The organism is Streptomyces sp. NPDC088554 (genome assembly GCF_044752945.1).
In the GTDB taxonomy this organism is placed as follows: domain Bacteria; phylum Actinomycetota; class Actinomycetes; order Streptomycetales; family Streptomycetaceae; genus Streptomyces.
Window position 1 is genome coordinate 1 of record NZ_JBIVMF010000023.1, and the last position, 16,080, is coordinate 16,080.

At 72.3% G+C, this 16,080-nt stretch carries 14 protein-coding genes; 12 read left to right on the top strand and 2 right to left on the bottom strand.

All coding sequences use genetic code 11. The features are described from left to right. The first annotated feature begins 268 nt into the window (after positions 1-268). From ACIP8W_RS24490 to ACIP8W_RS24515, 6 genes are all read left to right on the top strand, one after another. On the top strand, positions 269-874 hold the full coding sequence (locus ACIP8W_RS24490; RefSeq protein WP_401949526.1) for a YdbC family protein: 606 nt from the start codon (positions 269-271) through the stop codon (positions 872-874). A 140-nt stretch (positions 875-1,014) separates the two neighbouring features. Then, positions 1,015-1,674, top strand: a complete 660-nt coding sequence (locus ACIP8W_RS24495; protein WP_402204640.1) for a histidine phosphatase family protein — start codon at positions 1,015-1,017, stop codon at positions 1,672-1,674. 12 nt (positions 1,675-1,686) lie between these two features. Next, positions 1,687-2,610 carry an ADP-ribosylglycohydrolase family protein gene (locus ACIP8W_RS24500; protein WP_402150908.1) on the top strand — a complete coding sequence of 308 codons (924 nt, stop codon included), beginning with the start codon at positions 1,687-1,689 and terminating at the stop codon, positions 2,608-2,610. A gap of 203 nt (positions 2,611-2,813) precedes the next feature. After that, positions 2,814-3,134 (top strand): DUF4153 domain-containing protein, encoded by a 321-nt coding sequence (locus ACIP8W_RS24505; RefSeq protein ID WP_401949529.1) that lies wholly within the window; start codon positions 2,814-2,816, stop codon positions 3,132-3,134. Between the two features lie 149 nt (positions 3,135-3,283). After that, positions 3,284-3,994, top strand: a complete 711-nt coding sequence (locus ACIP8W_RS24510) for a ribonuclease HII (RefSeq protein ID WP_401949241.1) — start codon at positions 3,284-3,286, stop codon at positions 3,992-3,994. 136 nt (positions 3,995-4,130) lie between these two features. After that, positions 4,131-4,775, top strand: a complete 645-nt coding sequence (locus ACIP8W_RS24515) for a hypothetical protein (RefSeq protein ID WP_401949244.1) — start codon at positions 4,131-4,133, stop codon at positions 4,773-4,775. 119 nt (positions 4,776-4,894) lie between these two features. Here ACIP8W_RS24515 and ACIP8W_RS24520 read toward each other — a convergent pair whose 3' ends face one another. Then, complete coding sequence (locus ACIP8W_RS24520) at positions 4,895-5,527, bottom strand: hypothetical protein (protein ID WP_401949247.1); 633 nt, start codon at positions 5,525-5,527, stop codon at positions 4,895-4,897. Between the two features lie 218 nt (positions 5,528-5,745). Next, positions 5,746-7,917 (bottom strand): RecQ family ATP-dependent DNA helicase, encoded by a 2,172-nt coding sequence (locus ACIP8W_RS24525; protein ID WP_401949249.1) that lies wholly within the window; start codon positions 7,915-7,917, stop codon positions 5,746-5,748. 110 nt (positions 7,918-8,027) lie between these two features. Between ACIP8W_RS24525 and ACIP8W_RS24530 the strand changes: the two genes are divergently transcribed. The 6 genes from ACIP8W_RS24530 (at position 8,028) to ACIP8W_RS24555 (ending at position 16,067) form a co-directional block, all read left to right on the top strand. Next, on the top strand, positions 8,028-9,335 hold the full coding sequence (locus ACIP8W_RS24530; RefSeq protein WP_401949252.1) for a DUF4192 domain-containing protein: 1,308 nt from the start codon (positions 8,028-8,030) through the stop codon (positions 9,333-9,335). A gap of 173 nt (positions 9,336-9,508) precedes the next feature. Beyond that, on the top strand, positions 9,509-10,273 hold the full coding sequence (locus ACIP8W_RS24535) for an NUDIX domain-containing protein (RefSeq protein WP_401949255.1): 765 nt from the start codon (positions 9,509-9,511) through the stop codon (positions 10,271-10,273). Positions 10,274-10,395: 122 nt separating this feature from the next. After that, positions 10,396-12,123, top strand: coding sequence for an ATP-binding cassette domain-containing protein (locus tag ACIP8W_RS24540; RefSeq protein ID WP_401949532.1), 1,728 nt, complete (start codon positions 10,396-10,398; stop codon positions 12,121-12,123). A gap of 160 nt (positions 12,124-12,283) precedes the next feature. After that, complete coding sequence (locus ACIP8W_RS24545; protein ID WP_401949257.1) at positions 12,284-13,171, top strand: FadR/GntR family transcriptional regulator; 888 nt, start codon at positions 12,284-12,286, stop codon at positions 13,169-13,171. 342 nt (positions 13,172-13,513) lie between these two features. Further along, on the top strand, positions 13,514-15,052 hold the full coding sequence (locus ACIP8W_RS24550) for an RNA polymerase sigma factor (RefSeq protein ID WP_401949260.1): 1,539 nt from the start codon (positions 13,514-13,516) through the stop codon (positions 15,050-15,052). A gap of 166 nt (positions 15,053-15,218) precedes the next feature. Then, positions 15,219-16,067: a S1 family peptidase gene (locus tag ACIP8W_RS24555; RefSeq protein ID WP_402204642.1), complete on the top strand. Its 849-nt coding sequence runs from the start codon at positions 15,219-15,221 to the stop codon at positions 16,065-16,067. The last annotated feature ends 13 nt before the right edge of the window (positions 16,068-16,080 follow it).

Consider the following 16,080-nt stretch of genomic DNA (forward strand, 5'->3'; position numbering starts at 1 on the left):
GCCAGTTCTACCGGGGCTCCGCTCCTCATGTCCGCCGAAACCGCACCTCAAGGCCCTCTGGACAACGCAGCCAGAGCCATAACTTCACGGCCTTGAGGCTAGTGCGGGGCACTGACAACACGCTCTGTGATCCGACCAGTTGAGGCCGGCTTGGCCGATACTCGCCCCAATCGGTGGACGAACGCGGCCCCGGCGCGGCCGTATCGCGTCCGCGTCACGGCTCCGAAGAGAGTGACCGGTGCCACGTCCCGCCCCGTACGATGGCGCGGTGCTGGTCAAGTGGACCCGCTGCACCGTGGTCGACCGTAGAGGGTTTGAACGCGGGCAGCGGAAATGGGCGGGGTTGCTCGGTGAGCCGGGGTTCCGGGGGCAGAGCGGGGGATGGAGCAGGACGAGGCCGGGCGTGGCCCATGTGTTCGCGTTCTGGGAGAGCCGCGCGTTCTACGACTCGTTCATGGCGCGCTCGCACGACCGGCTGGCCGCCTCGCAGTCCGGGACGTTCACGGACACCCAGGTCAGACTGTTCGACCACCGCTTCGATGTGAAGACCGGGTTCGAGCCGAGGTTCACGGACGCCGATGTGGTCCGGGTCGCGCACTGCAAGGTCCACGAGGACCGGGTGGACCATTTCGCGCTCATGCAGGAGAAGGTGTGGAACCCCGCGATGGCGGGGTCGCCCGGCATGGTGCGGGGCCTCTTCGGGGAGGCGCCCGGACACGAGTTCATCGTGCTCTCGATGTGGCAGGCGGCCGCCGAGCACGGAAAGTACCGGATCGAGCGCGTGGAGCGGCTGACGCTGCGCGCGCAGACCGCCGCGGATGTGGCGGCGCTGGCGGGGGACGTCGTCGACCTCGAAGCGCCCTGGACGGTCTGACCCCGCCTGTCGGGCCGTCGCTGCCCCGGTCGAGGCTCCTCGGCCGCAGCTCCACCGCTCCCACCTGCGGCTACGCCGAATGGACGCCCGGAGAGCCGGGCCGCCGTACGGCCGGATTCCGGCCGTTCTAGGGTCATGGCATGGCGCGACCGCGACGCATCGTCCTTGTCCGGCACGGCGAGTCGGAGGGCAACTCGGACGACACGGTGTACGAACGCGAGCCCGACCATGCCCTGAGACTCACCGAAACCGGCCGCAGACAGGCAGAAGAGACCGGCGTACGGCTGCGCGAGCTGTTCGGCCGGGAGCGGGTCAGCGTCTTCGTCTCCCCGTACCGCCGGACCCATGAGACGTTCCGGGCCCTCGGTCTCGATCCCGCTCTGGTGCGGATACGGGAGGAACCGCGCCTGCGGGAACAGGACTGGGGGAACTGGCAGGACCGGGAGGACGTGCGGCTCCAGAAGGTGTACCGGGACGCGTACGGGCACTTCTTCTACCGCTTCGCCCAGGGCGAGTCCGGCGCCGATGTGTACGACCGGGTCGGCGCGTTCCTGGAGTCGCTCCACCGGAGCTTCGAGGCCCCCGACTCGCCGGAGAACGTGCTGCTGGTGACGCACGGGCTGACCATGCGGCTGTTCTGCATGCGGTGGTTCCACTGGTCGGTGGCGGAGTTCGAATCGCTGTCCAACCCGGGCAACGCGGAGACCAGGATCCTGCTGCTCGGCGAGGACGGCAGATACACCCTGGACCGGCCCTTCACGCGCTGGCGCACCCCCGAGCCGTACGGCCGCACCGGATAGAATGACGGAGACATGACCGCCGATTCCAGCTCTGAACGGACACTCGACCGACGCTTCGAGCGCGCCCTCGCCAGCCTGCGGGGTCTGGCCGTGGGAGACGCCCTGGGCTCCCAGTTCTTCGTCCCCGCCAACTATCCGCTGCTGAAACGGCGCGAGCTGCCGCCGGGCACCTGGCAGTGGACCGACGACACCGAGATGGGCACCTCGGTCCTGGCGGTGCTGGCCGGTCACGGCCGTATCGACCAGGACGCTCTGGCGCGGTCCTTCGCCGTACGCCATGACTTCGACCGGGGCTACGGTCCCGCGGTGAACAGGATGCTCAGGCTCGTCCGCGAGGGCGGCGACTGGCGTGAGCTGGCCGCCGGGCTCTTCAACGGGCAGGGGTCGTGGGGCAACGGGGCCGCGATGCGGATCGCGCCCCTCGGGGCCTGGTACGCCGACGACCCCGAGCAGGCCACGTATCAGGCCGAGGTCTCCGCGTACACCACACACCAGCACCGTGAGGCCGTCGTCGGCGCGATGGCGGTGGCCGCCGCGGCCGCCCTCGCGGCCGCTCCCACCGGACCGCCGACGCCCGGGGCGCTGCTCGACGGGGTCGTGGCGCTGATGCCGCGCAGCGCGGTGACGGCGGGGCTGCGGCGCGCCCGGGACATGCTGGACTACGACGACGGGGCGACCGTCGCCGCCGTGCTCGGCTGCGGACGCAGGACCACCGCGCACGACACCGTGCCGTTCGCCCTCTGGTCGGCCGCCCGCGCGCTCGGCGATTTCGAGCGGGCTTTCTGGACGACGGCGCAGGTGGGCGGCGATGTCGACACGACCTGCGCCATTGTCGGCGGCGTGGTCGCCGCGGGCCCGGTGGGGGCGCCGCCGGAGCACTGGCGGGAGCGGACGGAGGCGCTGCCCGGCTGGCTGCCGACGGCCGCGGCCGGCTGACCGGGCCCCGGCGCTGTTTGTCATGCCCTGCCACAGCAGGGCGTGAGGAGGGGTACGGCCCCGGTCCCTGTGGTTGCTTTCGGCCACCGCCGCCGTGTTGATCTTCGACAGGCGCGCAGACGAGACGCCGGGTCGTACACGTCGCTCCACCGCCGCGGGGCCCGGTCGGAGGGGCCTCGTGACCGACACACCACCGTCCTTGGCTGCCGCGCGCCGTCGCCGCGAGCGCCGGAGCCGCGGTCCTCACCTTCGGCCTGATCTCGCCGGACGCGGTCGTCGCCGAGCGGAACGTCCAGCGGTACGAGCGTCTGCACACGATGGGCATCCCCTACCTCCAGGACCTGTCCGCCGACGCCGTGCAGGCGCTCGACCGGCTGCCCGAGCCGCTGCGCTCGTGCGCGCTGGCGGGCGTCGAACGGAATCTGACCGGGGACAAGCCCCGGTACGCGACCAGTTGGTCCGAGCATCGGGCCCGTGAGCTGCTGGCGAAGCGGAAGGCCGACGCCACCGTCTCCTCCTGCTAGGGGTCGGCCGCGACCGGCTGTGACGTCCTCGAAGGGGACGGCGTACGGACCCGACGTCGAGCCGCCCGCCCGATTCCGCCCGGTTCCGCGCGGGCGGGCGGTACCCGGTCTGTCATGCGGCGTCCGGGCGGCGTAACCTGACTGGTGCCATGCCGTACGAACCACCCACGCACACCGTCGAGCGCTCGCTGCGCGCCACCACCGACGCCAGGATCATCGCGGGCGTCGACGAAGTCGGACGCGGAGCGTGGGCCGGGCCGGTGACGGTGTGCGCGGCCGTCACCGGACTGCGCAGACCTCCGGCCGGTCTCACCGACTCCAAGCTGATCAGCCCCAAACGCCGTACGGAGCTGGCCGGTGAGCTGGAGAGCTGGGTCACCTCGTACGCGCTCGGACACGCCTCCCCGGAGGAGATCGACGCCCTCGGAATGACCGCGGCGCTCAGACTCGCCGCCGTACGCGCACTCGAGGCGCTGCCGGTACGGCCCGACGCGGTGATCCTCGACGGGAAGCACGACTATCTCGGAGGACCCTGGGAGGTGCGTACGGTCATCAAGGGCGACCAGTCCTGCATCTCGGTGGCGGCGGCCTCGGTGCTCGCCAAGGTGCGCAGGGACGCGATGATGGCCGAACTGGGCGCCGGATCCGAGGAGTACGTTCCATACGCCTTCGGAGCCAACGCGGGCTATCCCTCGCCGGTGCACCGGGCGGCGCTGGAGGAGCGGGGGCCGACCGCGCAGCACCGGCTCTCGTGGTCCTATCTCGACGGGCTGCCGCGGTGGCGGCATCTCAAGAAGGCCAGGGTCTCCCCGGAGACCGCGGCCATGGAAAGCGGGGGCCAACTCGGCTTCGACTTCTGATCGTCCGCCTTCCGGAACGTCCGCGTTCCGCGAGTCGGTGCCTTTCCCGCCCGTGAGCCTTCCCGGCCATGGGTATGGGTACGAATGTGCCCACCCACTGGTGCTTTTCGTACCGGTGTTTGATAGACATCCAGTCATGCCTCTCATCCCTCAGGAGCCTCAGATTCACGAGAGAGCCCAGGGTCCCAGCGTCACGCCGGCCACCGGCCGTACCGCGCCGACCCCCCGTCCTGTACCCGGTCCGCGTCCCGTCCCCGGGCCGCGCTCCGCGGCGACACCGCGTCCCGGACGTCCGGGCCCCGGTCCCGCGAGGCCCGCGCCGCCGGCGCAGCGCTCGCACAGCTCCGCCGGACAGCCCCAGCCGTCCGGCACCACCACTCCGACCTCCTCCGTCCCCCAGATCCAGCTGATCCCGGCTCCGGTGGACGGTGCGCTCGACGCCGCCGACGAGGCGGTGGACATGCTGCTCGACTCCGGTCGGGCGCCGGGCGACATCCTGGTGCTCACCACCGGCGAACAGCACCCGTGGGCGGCCCACGAGCTGTCCTTCGGCGAGACGTCCTACTGGGCGCAGCAGGACACCCGTGAAGACGTGTTCTTCGCCGGTGCCGCAGCTGCCGCCCGCGCGCAGTCGCGGCCCGTCGTGGTCGTCGTGCTCAACGGCGGCGACGATGACGCCGTCGCGCAGGCACTGCCCCTGGCCAGGGAGCGGGCCACCGCACTGCTCATTGTGTGCGGTGACTCCGAGCGGGCCACGTCGCTGCTCGGCGCGGGCGTTTGAACCGTACGACGCCCGTGTCCTGGTGGCACGGAGGCGCGGATCGTACGGACCGGTCGTGACCCGGCCGCCCGTTCAGGGGGGCCGGGCCGCCGCGAGGGCTTCGATGGCCGCCCGTCCGCTCAGCGGGCGGCCGTGCGGCGCAGGGCGTCGGCCGCGCCGCCCGCACTGCGCAGCGCCGCGGTGCCGGGCTCGGAGGCTGTCTCCGCCAGCGCGGCGGGCGGCGAATCCGAACTGGGCCGACGGCCGCCACGGCCCTCGCCCAGCACCTGCCAGCCGCCGCGGGTGAGCGTGATGTACGCGCCGCACCGCAGCCCGTGCAGGGTGCAGGCGTCCCGGAGCCCCCACATCCAGGCCCCGTCCTCCTCCGTCCACCGATCGTCTCCGTCGCGGCAGTAGAGCAGAACGGCGGTACGCACAGGAGTGCGCCGGCGCAGATCGTGCGGGATGACCCGGCGCAGATGTGCCAGCAGCGCGTTACGGAACTCCCAGCCGTCCACCGGCGCGGCGGCACGCGGGACGAACGACGCGCTGGCGGCGAGCCGCTCCTCGTGGTCGAGTACGGCCACGACGGCGGTCGACGGGGTCGGCCGGTGTCTGCTGTGCAGGCCGCTGACGACCTCGCGGGGGTCGCGCAGCAGTGGTATCCCCGCCGCCGCCCACTCGGCGGGTTCGAGCATCCTGGCGAGGCGGTTGACGGAGTCGGCCTGTCTGTTGATCGAAGTGGCTGCGGACGGAGCGAATCCGAAGGTCACGTTCCTCCCTTCGCATACGCGCCCACACTGCGGGCAGGAATCGGGCGGGGACGCGCCGCGGCACAACCCATGCGGATCGCGATCGGGTCGTGCGGGGGCGGTTCCAATTCTCACTGGCGCGGGGGCGCGCGGCAACGAGCAATTAGCGCCCTCGAACCATAATGCGTAGATATGACTTTCATATCCTTGCCCAGAGATGCCCGAGCCGAAGCCTCACGTCAGCTCTGAACGGCGAGGACCAGCGGGAACACCCCCTTCGCGCCAGCCCTGAGCAACAGCCGCGCGGCCACCGCGAGAGTCCAGCCGCTCTCCGAGAAGTCGTCGACGAGCAGCACCGGGCCGTCCGCAGCCACCAGAGCGGCGGCCAGCTCGGGCGGCACGGCCAGCGTCTCGTGCAGCGCGCGCACCCGCTGAGCGCTGTTGGTACGCGACATACGGGCATCGGCCGCCCCCGGCGCGTGGGCGACCGAGCCCAACAGCGGCATCCGGCCCACCTCCGCGATACGGCCGCCGAGCGATCCGACGAGCCGGGGCCTGCCGTGCGAGGCCATGGTGACCACCCCGACCGGCCGGGGCGGCGCGTCGGCGGCGCCGGAGGCCCAGCCGCCCGGCCCCTTCGCCCAGTCGGCGAGAACACTGACCACGGCGCTCACCACATCGTCGGGCACCGGCCCGTCGGGAGCCTGCGCCGTGAGTATCGGCCGGAGCCGGTTGCCCCAGCCGATATCGGAGAGCCGCCCCAGCGCACGCCCCGCGAAGGTCTGCTCCCCCTGGGGAATCCGCCCCTTCAGGTCGACACCGACCGCCGCGAGCCCGGTCGGCCACATCCTGCGGGGCTCCACCTCCACCCCCGGCCTGCCCAGCTCACCGCGCGCGGCATCGAGGGCGCCGACGCTCACCTTGTCCTCGAATCGGACCCCGGCGCAGTTGTCGCACCGCCCGCAGGCGATGGCCAGCTCGTCGTCCAGCTGCCGCCGCAGGAACTCCATCCGGCAGCCGTCCGTCGACGCGTAGTCGCGCATCGCCTGCTGCTCGGTCTGCCGCTGGCGCGCCACCCAGGCGTACCGCTCGGTGTCGTACACCCAGGGCTGTCCCGTGGCGGTCCAGCCGCCCTTCACCCGGTGCACGGCCCCGTCCACGTCGAGGACCTTGAGCATGGTCTCCAGCCGTGTACGCCGCAGCTCGACCAGCGGCTCCAGCGCCGGCAGCGACAACGGCCGGTCGGCCCGCCCCAGGACATCGAGGGTGCGGCGGACCAGCTCCTCGGGCGGGAAGGCGACCGAGGCGAAGTACTGCCAGATCGCCTCGTCCTCCTTGCCGGGCAGCAGCAGCACCTCGGCATGCTCCACCCCACGGCCCGCGCGCCCCACCTGCTGGTAGTAGGCGATGGGGGAGGAGGGCGAGCCGAGATGCACCACGAAGCCGAGGTCGGGCTTGTCGAACCCCATGCCCAGCGCCGAGGTGGCGACCAGCGCCTTGACCCGGTTCGCCAGCAGATCGTCCTCCGCCTGCTGCCGGTCGGCGTTCTCCGTACGGCCGGTGTACGAGGTGACCGGGTGCCCGCACCGGCGCAGATAGGCCGTCACCTCCTCGGCGGCGGCGACCGTCAGGGTGTAGATGATCCCCGACCCCGGCAGCTCGTTCAGATGGTCGGCCAGCCAGGCCAGCCGGTGTGCCGCGTCCGGCAGCCGCAGCACATGGAGGCTGAGGCTCTCCCGGTCCAGCGGCCCGCGCAGCACGAGCGCGTCCGTCCCCGCCCCGGTCCCCAACTGTTCCGCGACATCGGCCGTCACCCGGGAATTCGCCGTGGCCGTGGTCGCCAGGACCGGAACGCCGGACGGCAGCTCCGCGAGCATCGTGCGCAACCGCCGGTAGTCCGGCCGGAAGTCATGGCCCCAGTCGGAGATGCAGTGCGCCTCGTCGACCACCAGCAGGCCAGTGGCGGCGGAGAGACGGGGCAGGACCTGATCGCGGAAGTCCGGATTGTTGAGCCGCTCGGGACTGACCAGCAGGACATCGACCTCGCCCCCGGCCACCTCGTCCTGGATCGCGTCCCACTCCTCCGCGTTGGAGGAGTTGATCGTGCGGGCCTTGATCCCGGCCCGCGCCGCGGCCTCCACCTGGTTGCGCATCAACGCGAGCAGCGGCGAGACGATCACGGTCGGACCCGCGCCCCGCTCCCGCAGCAGCGAGGTCGCCACGAAATACACCGCGGACTTGCCCCAGCCGGTCCGCTGGACGACCAGCGCCCGGCGCTTGTCGGCGACGAGCGCCTCGATGGCCCGCCACTGGTCCTCGCGCAGCCGGGCGGCGCCGGTGGCGTCACCGACGAGGCGGGCGAGTACGGAGTCGGCCGAGGCCCGGAGAGCTGCGCGGTCTGCGTTGGTCATGTCCCCATGCAACCCGATGGCTCCGACAAACCGCGAATGCGCCCGACGCCCTGTGGATAACGTTATCCACAGGGGTCGCGGGATTTCGCCCGACGCGGGACCGTCGTGCCATGAACAAGCACCACGAACCGACCGGATCCGCCGACCAGCAGCAGATCACCCTGCGCGGTCCCGCGGAACTCGCCGACGCCCTGCCGTATTTGCTCGGCTTCCACCCCGACGACTCCGTCGTCATGGTCGCGCTCCACGGCGACCGCGGCCGCTTCGGCGGACGCCTCAGGCTCGGGATCCCGGCCTCGCCGAAGGAATGGCTCCCGGTGGCCGACCAGCTCGCCGAGTGTCTGATCGAGGGCAGCGAGCGGCGCGGCTCCCGCCCCGACGCCATCGTCGCTTTCCTCTGCCAGGACCCGGCCGAGGGCGAGACGGGCACCCAGGTGATGGAGCGGCTGCGCCCCCTCGCGCAGCGGCTGCGCACCGCCTGCGGCGCCCTCGACGTACCCGTACAGGAAGTGCTCTGTATCTCCGGCGGGAGGTACTGGTCCTACTGCTGCCCCGACGCGCGCTGCTGTCCGCCCGAGGGGACCGGGCTGGCCCTGCCCGGTACATCGGTGATGGCCGCCGCGGCCGCCTACGCCGGGGTCCGGGTGCGGGGATCGCTGAGGGAGATGGAAGCGCGTCTGGAGCCCTGGCGGACCCCGGCCGCCGAGGCGCAGGAACGGGCGCTGGACGACGCGGGCGCCGCGCTCGTGCCCAGGATCCTGAGCGGCGGGAGCCGGGAGCGGGTCGGCGCGGAGACGCTGAGCACGGCGCGCGGGCTCATGGAGCGGCTGCGGGGGACGCCGGGGACCGGGCGGCCCGGCCAGGACGCCGAGGACGACCGGCTCATCAGCAATGACGAGGCGGCCGCCGTCATCCTCGGGCTCCAGGACCGGGAGACCCGGGACCGCGCCGCCGAGTGGATGGAGGGGGCGGAGGCGGGAGCGGCCCTACGGCTCTGGCGCGCGCTGTCCCGCCGCTGCGTCGGCGCGTACGCGGAGCACGCGGCGGCCCCGCTGACCCTGGCGGGCTGGGTCGCCTGGTCCACCGGGGACGAGCCCGCCGCCCGGGTCGCCCTCGGGCTCGCCCTGCGGCGCGATCCCGGGTATGTCTTCGCCCAGCTGCTCCACCAGGCGTGCAACCAGGGACTCGACCCCGAGACGCTGCGCGGCTGTCTGCGCGAGGAGCGCGGCGCCAGGGAGACCGTCTCCGGCGGGCATACGGCGACGGGACGGCCCAGGGTCCGTACCGCGAGCCCGGGGGCGGGCCGTCCGGCCACGGCGCGGTCCCTGTCGCGGAAGGGACCGCGCGACGGAGCGAGGGCGGCGCGCGGCCGGGCGGGACGGTACGGCGGCCGGCGCGGGACCAGGAGCGGGCGATGACGGCAGGACGGCGACCGCGTCCACCGGGTGGGAACGGCGGCCGGCCGGCGGTGTGAGACGGGCGGGAAGGCCGGGTGGCCGAGGGGTGAAGATCATCGAGGTGGCCGGGAGGTGGTCGTCCGGGGATGCTCGAACGACTGTTTATCGTCAGGGAGACGACTATGATCACCTGCATGTCCCCCTACGACCCCTCGGCCTTCCCGGCATTCGCTGTCACCGTCGATCTGGTCGTGCTCACCGTGCGCCGCCACGCGCTCTGCGCGCTGGTGGTGCGCCGCGGAGAGCCGCCGTTCCAGGGCAGGTGGGCGCTGCCCGGTGGTTTCGTCCGGGGGGACGAGGACCTCGCCGCCGCCGCGGCGCGCGAGCTGTCCGAGGAGACCGGGCTCTGCGCCCATGGTCAGGTCTCCCCGGCCCCGGGGAACGCGGCCCATCTGGAACAGCTCGCCACGTACGGGGATCCTGATCGGGACCCCCGGATGCGGGTGGTCAGCGTGGCGCATCTCGCGCTCTCGCCCGACCTCCCCGCGCCCCGGGCCGGAGGAGACGCCAACAGCGCGCGCTGGGCGCCCGTCGACGCGCTGCTCGGCGGGGGCGGCGGATTCGCCCGGGAGGGCGAGCAGCCCGCCCAGCTCGCCTTCGACCACGCGCGGATCCTCGCGGACGGGGTGGAGCGGGCCCGCTCCAAGATCGAGTACTCCTCGCTGGCCACGGCGTTCTGCCCGTCCGAGTTCACCGTCGGCGAGCTGCGCAGGGTCTACGAGGCGGTGTGGGGCGTGGCCCTCGACCCCCGTAACTTCCACCGGAAGGTGACGGGGACCCCGGGCTTCCTCGTGCCGTCCGGGGGGACCACCACCCGGCAGGGCGGCAGGCCCGCGCAGTTGTTCAGGGCCGGCGGGGCGACCGTGCTCAATCCGCCGATGCTGCGTCCCGAGGTCTGACCGGCCCGGCGCCCGGCGGGGGACACCCGGCGACGGCCCTACGTTGAAAGTCGGACATATCGCGTTATCTTGCGGGAGTAACCGCACTGCCACCGAGCGGTCACCTCCCCGTGAGAGAAGCGATGCTCCAGGCCATCGGACTGACCAGCGCCCCCCGTCGAGACCTAGCCCCCGCCGTGGACGATCTGACCTTCGAGGCGCCGCCCGGCCGCGTCACGGCACTTCTCGGCGCCCCCGGCGCCGGCAAGACCACCGCGCTCCGGCTGATGCTCGAACTCCAGCCGGGACGCGGGGTCACCTACTTCCGCGGCCGCCCGCTCCACGCCCTCGCCCGCCCGGCCCACGAGGTCGGGGTGCTCCTCGGCGATGTGCCCGGACACCCCGCCCGTACCGCCAGGGGCCAGCTGCGGATGCTCTGCGCCGCCGCCGGGGTCCCGGCCTCGCGCGCCGACGAGCTCCTCGACGTCGTCGGCCTCGGCGCGCTGCGCGACGAGCGTCTCGGCTCCCTCTCGCTGGGCATGGACCGCAGGCTCGGACTCGCCTCCGCGCTGCTCGGCGATCCGCACACCCTGCTGCTCGACGCCCCCTCCGCGGGCCTCTCGCCACGGGAGAACAGCTGGCTGTACGGGCTGCTGCGGGCCCACGCGGACCACGGCGGCACCGTCCTGTACACCACCGCCGACCCCAAGGAGGCCGCCCGCACCGCCGACCGCGTCGTCACGATCGACGAGGGCCGCCTCGTCGCAGACCAGGACGCGGCCTCCTTCGCCCGCACCCGGCTGCGCCCCCGCGTCGCCGTCAGGACGCCGCACGCCGCCCGGCTCGCCGACGCGCTCAACCGCGAGGCCCGCGCGGACCGGCGTTCCGTCGAAGTGGTCGCCGAGGCGGGCAGCCTGCTCACCGTCTACGGCAGCAGCTGCCCGGAGATCGGGGAGACCGCCTTCCGGCACGGCGTCCTGGTCCACCGGCTCGCCGACGAGACCGGCGACACCGGCCCCGGACCGGTGCCCGGGGCGGGGCCGGTGCCCGTACCCGCCCAGGCCGGGCCGCCGCCCGCGCGGCCCGTGGCGCGTCCGGCGCGTGGCCCGCTCAGGCCGGTGCGTTACGAGCTGCGCCGCATGCTCGGCGTCCGCACCGCGCCGCTGACCGCGCTGGCCGTCCTCGTCGCCTCCGTGGCCCTCGCCGTACCGCTCGCCCGTACCGGAGGCACCCCGCTGCCCGGTCTGCTCGCGGCCTGGCCCGCCTTCCTGCCCCTGCCGCCCGCGGCCCTCGGTGCCGGGCTGCTGGGCGCCCTGTCGTTCGGCGACGAGTTCCGCTACCCGGCCCTCGCGGCGGCCAGGGGCACTGTCCCGCGCCGTCTGGGGCTGCTCCTCGCCAAGTTCGCCGTGACGGCGGGCGCGGCCCTGTTGCTCGCGCTGCTGGCGGTGGTCGCCGACGCCGGTGCGCTGCGCCTGGTGTACGGCGCGGACGCGGTGCCCGTGCCGGGCAACTGGCCGGCGTTGAGCGCGGGTTGGGCGGGGCTCGTCGTCGGCTGTGCCTGGGCGGGGCTGCTGGGGGCCGGGGTCTTCCGGGTCACGGCCGCCGGGGTGGCCGCGGTCGTCGCCGTACCGACCCTGGTCGTTCCTCTGGTGCAGAAGGCGCTCGCGGGTCCGTCCGCGCGTTCGGTCGCCGGGCTTCCCGGCAGGCTTCGGGAGCTGGCCTGGCCGCAGTGGCCGCACCAGATCGATCACTGGCTGACGGTGACGGCCGGACTCGTCGTCCGGCCGGTCGCCGCGGCGCTCATGTTGTCGCTGACGGCCCTGCTCTGCGCGTATCTGCTCACCGGGCTTCGCCGCAGGGCCCGTTGGTGACCACTAAACGACCGGACCGTGCCGCAGTGTTCGCAACTCCCCTGATAACGCCTGCTTCTTTACCATAAGGCGTCAATCAAAGGGCGAGTGCCGATCACCCTTTCGTGTGCTTTTCACCAAAGACCTCAAGGGCGACGGAAGCAACGCCGACAAAGGATGCGTGAGTACCCTTGCGCACACCATGATGACCGCCGCCCGCTCCGTCGATTCCGGCCTCGCCGACTCGGGCGAACTCGACCGCTACCCCTTCGCGGAGGCGCCCGGCGCCGACCGTATGACCGCACCCGTCTGGGACGGCGCCGACACCGATCTGGGCCGCGTGGGCCGGCGTACGGCGAGCAGCCGCGGCCGCGGGCTGCACGGCCAACTCGTCCAGCAGCTGGGCCAGATGATCGTCTCCGGTGACCTGGGCGCCGACCGGCCGCTCGTACCCGAGGAGATCGGACAGCGCTTCGAGGTCTCCCGCACAGTGGTCCGCGAGTCGCTGCGGGTCCTTGAGGCCAAGGGGCTGGTGAGCGCCAGGCCCAATGTCGGTACCCGTGTCCGGCCGGTGAGCGACTGGAATCTGCTGGACCCCGACATCATCGAATGGCGTGCCTTCGGACCGCAGCGCGACGACCAGCGCCGTGAGCTGAGCGAGCTCCGCTGGACGATCGAGCCCCTCGCCGCCCGGCTGGCGGCCGGCCACGGCCGGGCCGACGTACAGCAGCGGCTCTCCGAGATGGTCGGGATCATGGGCCACGCACTCGCCCAGGGTGACTCGATCACCTTCTCGCGCGCGGACGCCGAATATCACTCGCTGCTGATCCAGCTCGCCGGGAACCGGATGCTGGAGCACCTCTCGGGCATCGTCTCGGCGGCCCTCCAGGTCTCCGGCGGTCCGGTCACGGGCTGCGACCGCCCCACAGAGGTCTCGCTCGACCATCACGCGCGGATCGTGGAGGCCCTCGCGGGCGGCGACCCGAACGCGGCGGAGGCGGCCATGCGCCAGCTGCTGACGGTCCAGCCCGAGGTGGAGCGCGTCGTCCCGGCGCCGCGCGAGCACTGAGCCTCCCCCGGACCAGGGCGTACGGGGATGTACGCATCGTGTGTCGCCGGGCCCCGAAGGGTCCGGCGACACGAATTGTGGGATGTTGAATACCACTTCTGGTCGCTTTGCCGTAAATGCGGTGTGACTCGGGCCACGTGGATTGGGCGTAACACTCCCGGAGGCAGGGCGATGACCTAAGAGGTGACAGCCGAGGAGGGAATACGACCGCCACGTGTGGCGCTGTATTCACCTCTGAGGTCCAAGCCCGCGCCGTCGGCACATCCCCAGCCGACGGTCGTCGGCTCCGGCCCGATCATGGGCGGGGCCGGAAGCCGTTTCCATCGTTCCGAGAGGTTGTTCGTGTCGGCCAGCACATCCCGTACGCTCCCGCCGGAGATCGCCGAGTCCGAGTCTGTGATGGCGCTCATCGAGCGGGGAAAGGCTGATGGGCAGATCGCCGGCGATGACGTGCGTCGCGCCTTCGAGGCCGACCAGATTCCGCCAACCCAGTGGAAGAATGTTCTGCGCAGCCTCAATCAGATCCTCGAGGAAGAGGGTGTGACGCTGATGGTCAGTGCCGCGGAGTCGCCGAAGCGCACCCGCAAGAGCGTCGCAGCGAAGAGCCCGGTCAAGCGCACCGCCACCAAGACCGTCGCGGCCAGGACGACCACGACGAGGACCGTCGCGGCCACCTCCGCCTCGACGGCGGAGACCGTGGACGGGGACGATTCCCTCACCCCCGCCAAGAAGGCCGCCGCGAAGAAGACCGTGGCCAAGAAGGCCACGGTGAAGAAGACCGCCGCCAAGAAGACGACGGCCAAGAAGACCGCGGGCAAGAAGGACGCCGACGAGGTCGACGGCGAAGAGCTGACGGATGACGTCCAGGTCGGCAAGGGCGAGGAGGAGGAGACCGAGGGCGAGAACAAGGGCTTCGTACTCTCCGACGACGACGAGGACGACGCGCCCGCCCAGCAGGTCGCCGTCGCGGGTGCCACCGCCGACCCGGTCAAGGACTACCTGAAGCAGATCGGCAAGGTCCCGCTCCTCAACGCCGAGCAGGAGGTCGAACTCGCCAAGCGCATCGAGGCCGGTCTCTTCGCCGAGGACAAGCTGGCCAACTCCGACAAGCTCGCGCCCAAGCTCAAGCGCGAGCTGGAGATCATCGCCGAGGACGGCCGCCGCGCCAAGAACCACCTGCTGGAGGCCAACCTCCGGCTCGTGGTCTCGCTGGCCAAGCGGTATACCGGCCGCGGCATGCTCTTCCTGGACCTGATCCAGGAGGGCAACCTCGGTCTGATCCGCGCGGTCGAGAAGTTCGACTACACCAAGGGCTACAAGTTCTCCACGTACGCCACCTGGTGGATCCGTCAGGCGATCACCCGCGCCATGGCCGACCAGGCCCGCACCATCCGTATCCCGGTGCACATGGTCGAGGTCATCAACAAGCTCGCGCGCGTGCAGCGCCAGATGCTCCAGGACCTGGGCCGCGAGCCCACCCCGGAGGAGCTGGCCAAGGAGCTCGACATGACCCCCGAGAAGGTCATCGAGGTCCAGAAGTACGGCCGGGAGCCGATCTCGCTGCACACCCCGCTGGGCGAGGACGGCGACAGCGAGTTCGGCGACCTCATCGAGGACTCCGAGGCGGTCGTCCCGGCCGACGCGGTCAGCTTCACGCTGCTCCAGGAGCAGCTGCACTCGGTGCTCGACACGCTCTCCGAGCGTGAGGCGGGTGTGGTCTCCATGCGCTTCGGTCTCACCGACGGCCAGCCGAAGACGCTGGACGAGATCGGCAAGGTCTACGGCGTGACGCGTGAGCGCATCCGTCAGATCGAGTCCAAGACGATGTCGAAGCTGCGTCACCCGTCGCGTTCGCAGGTTCTGCGCGACTACCTCGACTAGCGGCTGAGCGCCCCCGTCCCGGGAACTCCCGGGGCGCGCGGGAGCACGGCGGAAGGCCCGGATGCCACCTCGGATCCGGGCCTTCGCGCTGTGCGCCGGAGTGCGGGGGCCGACCGGGTGGATGACTCTGGGTAGGTCATAATCCACCGGAGAGTCAGGAGACCGCATGCGTCGTTCCCTTGCCCGAGCGCTGACCGGAGGGCTGGCGGTGGCCGCGGTGGGGGCGGTGCTGCCGCTCGCCACCGCCGTTCCGGCCTCCGCCGACAGGGTGATCATCGGTGGCAGGCCGGTGAAGATCGCCGACAGTCCCTGGGTGGTGGCGCTGTCCAGCCGTGACCGCTTCGGCGGCACCAGGGCGGGTCAGTTCTGCGGCGGCGTGGTGGTGGCGCCGGCGAAAGTACTGACGGCCGCGCACTGCATGGGCCGGGATGTTCTCGGCGCGGCTCCGAAGGACGTACGGGACCTGCGGGTCATCGCGGGACGCGAACGGCTGCGCGGTTCCGGCGGGAAGGAGGTGCTGGTGCGGTCCGTACGGATCGATCCGGCGTACGAACCGGGTGGCAACGCCTCGGATCTGGCCGTGCTGACACTGGCGGCCGGGCTGCCCGAGGGGTACGTGATCCCGCCGGCGGAACCGGGGGGATCCGCTACCGCGCCCGGCGTTCCGGCGGCGGTCTACGGCTGGGGCGACACCTCGGGGTCCGGGGAGTACGCGGGCGCGCTGCGCTCGGTGTCCGTGACGGTCCTGGCGGACTCGGAGTGCGAGCATGCCTACCCCGGCGGCCAGGGGGACCGTTACGAGGCCTCCACGATGCTCTGTGCGGGCGATCTCGCGGGCGGGCACGATGCCTGCCAGGGGGACAGTGGCGGGCCGCTGGTGGCCCAGGGGCGGCTTATCGGGCTGGTCTCCTGGGGGAGCGGCTGCGGGCGGGCCGGGAGCCCCGGCGTCTACACACGGATCGATACGTCCGCGCCACTGGTCGCCGAGGCGATCGGAGCGCGCGGACCGAGATGAGGAGGGAGCGCGC

What these genes read in the sequence shown, in the direction of transcription:
- ACIP8W_RS24535 (WP_401949255.1), top strand. Translation starts at nt 9,509, where the DNA reads ATGTCCCCCTACGACCCCTCGGCCTTCCCGGCATTCGCTGTCACCGTC.
- ACIP8W_RS24495 (WP_402204640.1), top strand. Translation starts at nt 1,015, where the DNA reads ATGGCGCGACCGCGACGCATCGTCCTTGTCCGGCACGGCGAGTCGGAG.
- ACIP8W_RS24530 (WP_401949252.1), top strand. Translation starts at nt 8,028, where the DNA reads ATGAACAAGCACCACGAACCGACCGGATCCGCCGACCAGCAGCAGATC.
- ACIP8W_RS24500 (WP_402150908.1), top strand. Translation starts at nt 1,687, where the DNA reads ATGACCGCCGATTCCAGCTCTGAACGGACACTCGACCGACGCTTCGAG.
- ACIP8W_RS24515 (WP_401949244.1), top strand. Translation starts at nt 4,131, where the DNA reads ATGCCTCTCATCCCTCAGGAGCCTCAGATTCACGAGAGAGCCCAGGGT.
- ACIP8W_RS24525 (WP_401949249.1), bottom strand. Translation starts at nt 7,917, where the DNA reads ATGACCAACGCAGACCGCGCAGCTCTCCGGGCCTCGGCCGACTCCGTA.
- ACIP8W_RS24555 (WP_402204642.1), top strand. Translation starts at nt 15,219, where the DNA reads ATGCGTCGTTCCCTTGCCCGAGCGCTGACCGGAGGGCTGGCGGTGGCC.
- ACIP8W_RS24510 (WP_401949241.1), top strand. Translation starts at nt 3,284, where the DNA reads ATGCCGTACGAACCACCCACGCACACCGTCGAGCGCTCGCTGCGCGCC.
- ACIP8W_RS24540 (WP_401949532.1), top strand. Translation starts at nt 10,396, where the DNA reads ATGCTCCAGGCCATCGGACTGACCAGCGCCCCCCGTCGAGACCTAGCC.